This window comes from Actinosynnema sp. (assembly GCF_052038725.1).
On sequence record NZ_JBQGCX010000116.1, the window covers coordinates 1 to 5,271 of the forward strand.

The 5,271-nt window shown below is 74.9% G+C and carries 5 protein-coding genes; 1 reads left to right on the plus strand and 4 read right to left on the minus strand.

The window, feature by feature from the left end:
* Window positions 1-685 (plus strand): serine hydrolase domain-containing protein (locus ACTUAL_RS02250; protein ID WP_440899094.1); only part of this gene is annotated, 685 nt, incomplete at its 5' end.
* A 153-nt stretch (window positions 686-838) separates the two neighbouring features.
* Here the strand turns inward: ACTUAL_RS02250 and ACTUAL_RS02255 are convergent.
* The 4 genes from ACTUAL_RS02255 to ACTUAL_RS02270 form a co-directional block, all read right to left on the minus strand.
* The gene (locus tag ACTUAL_RS02255) at window positions 839-1,489 is read right to left on the minus strand and encodes a response regulator (protein ID WP_440899095.1); all 651 of its coding nucleotides are present in this window, start codon (window positions 1,487-1,489) and stop codon (window positions 839-841) included.
* Window positions 1,477-2,736, minus strand: coding sequence for a sensor histidine kinase (locus ACTUAL_RS02260; RefSeq protein WP_440899096.1), 1,260 nt, complete (start codon window positions 2,734-2,736; stop codon window positions 1,477-1,479). The genes ACTUAL_RS02255 and ACTUAL_RS02260 overlap by 13 nt, the downstream gene beginning before the upstream one ends.
* A complete protein-coding gene (locus ACTUAL_RS02265; RefSeq protein ID WP_440899097.1) occupies window positions 2,727-3,830 on the minus strand; it encodes a serine hydrolase domain-containing protein in 1,104 nt (367 codons plus the stop codon). Before ACTUAL_RS02265 ends, ACTUAL_RS02260 begins: the two co-directional genes overlap by 10 nt.
* Before the next feature lie 172 nt (window positions 3,831-4,002).
* Complete coding sequence (locus ACTUAL_RS02270; RefSeq protein ID WP_440899098.1) at window positions 4,003-5,214, minus strand: oxygenase MpaB family protein; 1,212 nt, start codon at window positions 5,212-5,214, stop codon at window positions 4,003-4,005.
* Window positions 5,215-5,271: the final 57 nt, after the last annotated feature.

The following is a 5,271-nucleotide window of genomic DNA, read 5'->3' on the forward strand; positions in this document are numbered from 1 at the left end:
CGACGTCGTCGCCGACGACGTCCTCGCGATCCGGCACACCTACTACGAGCCGCACGAGCTGCTCGACGTCGCGCTCGCGCGCCCGCGAACCGCGCCGCAGAACGAGAAAGCCCACTACAGCAACACGAACTACGTCCTCGCCGGCCTGCTCGTGCAGCGCGTGACCGGGCGCCCGCTGGGGGAGGAGATCACCCGCCGCGTCATCGAGCCGCTGGGCCTGCGCGAGACCTGCTGGCCCGGCGTCGGCGAGGAGCGCATCCGGGAGGCGCACCCGCGCGGGTACGTGGTGGAGGACGGCGCGCGCACCGACATCAGCGACCTCGACCCGTCGTGGGCCTGGTCGGCGGGCAACCTCGTGGCGTCCCCCAGCGACCTCAACGAGTTCCTGGCCGCGCTCGTCGGCGGGCGGCTGGTCGCCCCCGAGCAGCTCGCCAGGATGCAGCGCACCGTCGAGGCCGACAGGTTCCCGTCGACCTGGCACTGCGGGCTGGGCCTGATGAAGATCGACCTGAGCTGCGGCGGCCACGCCTGGGGCCACGGCGGCGACATCGACGGCTACGAGACCCGCGACGCGGTCACCGAGGACGGCCGCGCGGCGACCGTGGTGGTGACCGCGCTGCCGGACGGCGACGCGCAGGTCGAGGCGGTCAACAACGTGCTGGACACCGCGCTCTGCGCCCAGTGACCTCAGGGCCGCGCGCCCGCCCCGCCGCAGCACGGGCGGGGCGGGCTCGGCGCGTCACCGGGAGCGCAGGCCGACGATCGACCGGAACCACGCGCCCTCCGCTCCCCGAAACCCCTTCCCCCACCGCGAAAACCTACCGCCGCCCCCGCCGCCTCAGCGCCCGTTCCCCAGGTACCGCAGCACCGTCGTCACCCGCCGGTCCGCGCGCTCGCTCGGCGGCAGGTCCAGCTTCGCGAAGATGCTCCGGATGTGCTTGTGCACGGCCCCCTCCGTGATCACCAGCCGCTCCGCGAGCGCGCCGTTGCCCAGGCCCTCCGCCATCAGCGCGAGCACGTCCCCCTCGCGCGGGCTCAGCCGCTCCAGCCGCCGGTCCGCCCGCGACCGCGTCACCAGCTGCGCCACCACCTCCGGGTCGATGGCCGTCCCGCCGCCCGCGACCCGGCGCAGCGCCACCATGAACTCCTCCACCCGCCCCACCCGCTCCTTGAGCAGGTACCCCAGCCGCGCCCCGCCCTGCGCCAGCAGGTCGTCCGCGAACGCGCGCTCCACGCACGCCGACAGCACCAGCACCGCCAGCCCCGGCCTGCGCCTCCTGGCCTCCACGGCCGCCCGCACGCCCTCGTCGGTGTGCGTGGGCGGCATCCGGACGTCCACGATCGCCACGTCCGGCAGGTGCCCGTCCACCGCCGCCAGGAACGGCTCGGGGTGGTCGGCGGTGGCCACCACGTCCAGGCCCTCGGCGCGCAGCAGCAGCGCCAGGCCCTCGCGCAGCAGCGAGTCGTCCTCGGCGATCACGATCCGCACGGCAGGCTCACCCCCACCGCCGTCGGCCCGCCCACCGGGCTGCTGACCAGCAGCACCCCGTCGTGCGCCTCGACCCGCCGCCGGATGCCGTCCAACCCCGAGCCGCCCCGCGCGTCCGCGCCGCCGCGCCCGTCGTCGCTGATCGTCACCCGCAACCGCCCCTCCCGCTGCTCGATCCGCACCTCGGCCCGCCGCGCGCCGCTGTGCCTGGCGATGTTCGTCAACGCCTCCGCCACCACGGAGCACGCCGTCGCCTCGACGGACGCCGCGCCGCGCGCCGGGCCGTCCGACACGACCGCGCAGGGCACCGGGCAGTTCGCCGCCAGCGCCGCGACCGCGTCGCCCAGCGTCCGGTCGTCCAGCACCGGCGGCAGGATGGCCCGCACCACCGCCCGCAGTTCGGCAAGCGCTTGCTCAGCGGCCTCCTGCGCCCGGTCGAGCACCGCGTCGGCCGCCGCCGGATCGCGGTGCACCACCCGCCTCGCCGCGCCCACCAGCAGGTTCACCGCCACCAGGTGGTTCTGCGCCCCGTCGTGCAGCGACCGCTCGATCCGCCGCAGCTCCACGGCGTGCGCGTCCAGCGCCGCCGCGCGCGTGGCGGTCAGCCGGATCACCCGCAGCGCCAGGTCCGCGCCCGGCGCCGGACCGAGCAGCGCCCGCCCCACCGCCGCGTGCGCCCTGGCCAGCACCGGCGGCGCGATCAGCGCCAGCACCGCCCACCCCAGCCCGATCCCGGACACCAGCAGCGCCTCCCGACCGTCGTGCGCCGCCGGGAAGCCGATCGCCGCGGTGATCTCACCGGGTGGCAGCGCGTCCCAGTACAGCGGGAACGCCAGGTCGTGCACCGCGTTGAGCGGCAGCGCCACCCCGCCGACCGCCAGCGCCAGCCCGCAGGTCCCGTGCCACGCCGCCCACCCCAGCTCGCGCGCGGTCGCCCGCACGGACGGCGCCACCCCGCCCGGCAGCGGCTCGGCCTCCACGACCGCGGCCCCCGCGCGCGACAACCGCCCCCGCTCCCGGTCCGCGACCGCCCGCACGGCCCGCGAGACGTGCGGCACCAGCGGGATCCCCAGCCCCACCAGGCACAGCGCCGCCACCACGAGCGCGAGCACCAGCACCCCGAGGGCGGGGACGGCCGTGCCCAGCGCGCCCAGCAGCGACCGGAGCCCGTCGACCGGGGCGCGCGGCAGACCGCGCCCCGGTCCCGAGCGGGACCGGGGCGCGGCGGCGCGGTCGATCACGCGCACAGCGCCGCGTCCAGCGCGGACTCCATGTGCCGCACGTCCTCCAGGTCCCTGGGCAGCCCGGTGACCGCGACGGTCGCGGCCTTCCCGCGCGTGGTCACCGCGTTGTAGACCGCGTACCCCGGCGTCAGCCCGCCGTGCGTCCACGCCTCGCCGCCGCAGCTCAGCGCCAGCGTCGCGAGCCCGAGCCCGTAGCGCGCCCTCCCGGTGAGGTCGAATCCCGGCGCGTCCACGGTGGTGCGCATCTGCGTCAGCTGCTCGGGCGCCAGCAGCTCACCGCCGAGCAGCCCGGTCATGAACCGGTTCAGGTCGGTCGGCGTGCCCACCAGCGCCCCGGCGGACCACGCGGCCGAGGTGTCCAGCTCGCTCACGTCCTGCCACGCGTCCCCGCGCTTGAGCGCCAGGTGCCCGCGCGGGTGCGCGCCCCGGATGCGCTGCTCGCCCACGGCGGGCCAGTAGGTGTCCCGCAGCCCCAGCTTCTCGATCACCCGCTTGGTGATCTCCTCGCCGATCGGCCGCCCGGTCACCCGCTGCGCCAGCAGCCCGGCCAGCACGTAGTTGGTGTTGGCGTACCCCCACTGCCCGCGCTCGGTCCCGGACGGCTCGGCCAGCCCGGCGTCCACCAGCTCGCGCGGCTCGAAGTGCCGGTGCAGCGCGCCGAACAGGTCCCCGAGCAGCGCCTGGTCGTAGTCGCCGAGCCCGCTGGTCTGCTGGAGCAGGTCCCGCACGGTGATCCCGCGCCCGTCCAACCCGATGCCCGGCAGGCGCCGGTCGACCTGGTCGTCCAGCCCGAGCCTGCCCTCGCCCACCAGTTGCAGCACCACCACGGCGGTGAACGTCTTGGTGTTGCTGCCGAGGCGCACCTGCCCGTTCCGCGGCACCCGCCCCACCGAGGACGCGGTGTGGTGCCTGGTCCGCCCGCCCGGCTCGCGGACGGCGGCGAACGCCGACGGGAACCCGTCCTCCCGCACGAGCACGTCCAGCCCGCGCTGTACGGCGTTCCCGCGCTCCGCGTCGGCGCTCGCCTGCGGCACACCCACCAGAGCCCCGGCGCACACCGCCGCCAGCTCGGCCGCGACCACCCTCCGCACCCGCATCGTCGTCTCCTCCACATCGATCCCGCCTGTGCCACGAGCATCTCGACGCGGAGAGCGGCGTTCCATCCCGCTGGCTGACCGATCCGGGGTGCAGCAGGCCGTACCCCCGCGAGACCGCCCGCCCACCACGGCGTGGCGGACGGGCGGCCGGGTGTTCGGGCAGGACGGCGGCTCAGGCCCCCGGCCGGTTGCCGGTGGGGATGGTGATCAGGGTGGTCGTGCCGGAGCTGCCCTTGTTCAGGAACAGCATCGCGATCGCCCGGATGAACTGGTCGAACGTGTAGAACCCCACCGGCATCACCGGCAGCAGGCCCTCGCGGAACGCGATGTACGCGGGCCACCCGGTGCGGATCAGCGCCGCCGCCGCGTAGTCCCTCGGCAGGTTCAGCCAGTCGCCCACCTCGTGGCTGAGCGCGTACCGCACGAACTCGTTGAGGAACCCGCGCGTCACCCCGAGGTCGATCTGCGCCGTCAGCCCGAGCAGGTCCTTCGCCAGCTCCCTGCCCTCGGTGGACGGGGCCATGATCGGGGTCAGCACCCGCCCCGACTGCGCCTCCGCCTCGGCCCACGACTTGGGGATGAACTCGTCGCGCACGCCGAGCATGTGGATCGCCACCTGCCACATGTGCAGGAACGCCTCCTCCTCGGCCGCCGTCATCGGCACCCGCCAGTCCACCAGCTTGCGGTGCACGTAGGTGCCGAGGCTGTGGAACGTGACGAGGATGTCCCCGTTGCTGATCGGGATGCCGTTCTGCTCGTCGGCGACCGCGCGCCAGCGCGCCGACTGCGGCAGCAGGTGCCGGACCGCCGCGTGCACCAGGCGGGTCTTGTTGGAGGTGACCAGGAACTGCCCGGACGGCTCGTACGCGGTCAGCTCGCTCAGGTCGTAGCCGAAGGTGAACGTCTTGGCCGCGCGGTCCTTCATGTCCGCGCCACCGGCCGACCAGTACACCGACTTGGCCTCGCGCGGGATGACCGTGCTCATGATCCCGCTGCCCAGGCCGTAGAGCATGAACAGGTAGGTGTCCTTGCGGCGGTTGAAGTCCGCCGCCAGTCGCAGCTTCGACCGGTCGGCCCACGAGGGCAGGCCGTTGACCTTGCCCAGCCAGGTGGACAGCGCGGGCGGCAGACCGGCGGGCAGCGGGTCGTTGTTGTTCACCCAGGTCCTGATGGCGGCGTTGACGGCGGGCACCTGGCCGTTGCGCAGGACCGACGCCATGATGCCGTCGATCTCGTCGTCCCACACCCACCACGGGTCGGCGCCCGCCGCCGCGCCCACCGTGCCCGCCGCGGTCGACGCCCAGGCGGGGACCGCGCCCGCGACGCCGACCAGACCGTGCGCGGCTCCGAGGGACAGCATGTGCCTTCTTCTGAGATCGCTCATTTACTTAGCTAGCTTCGTCGATAGGATAATTGGCCGCTCAAGCGGCGTAGCGGGGGA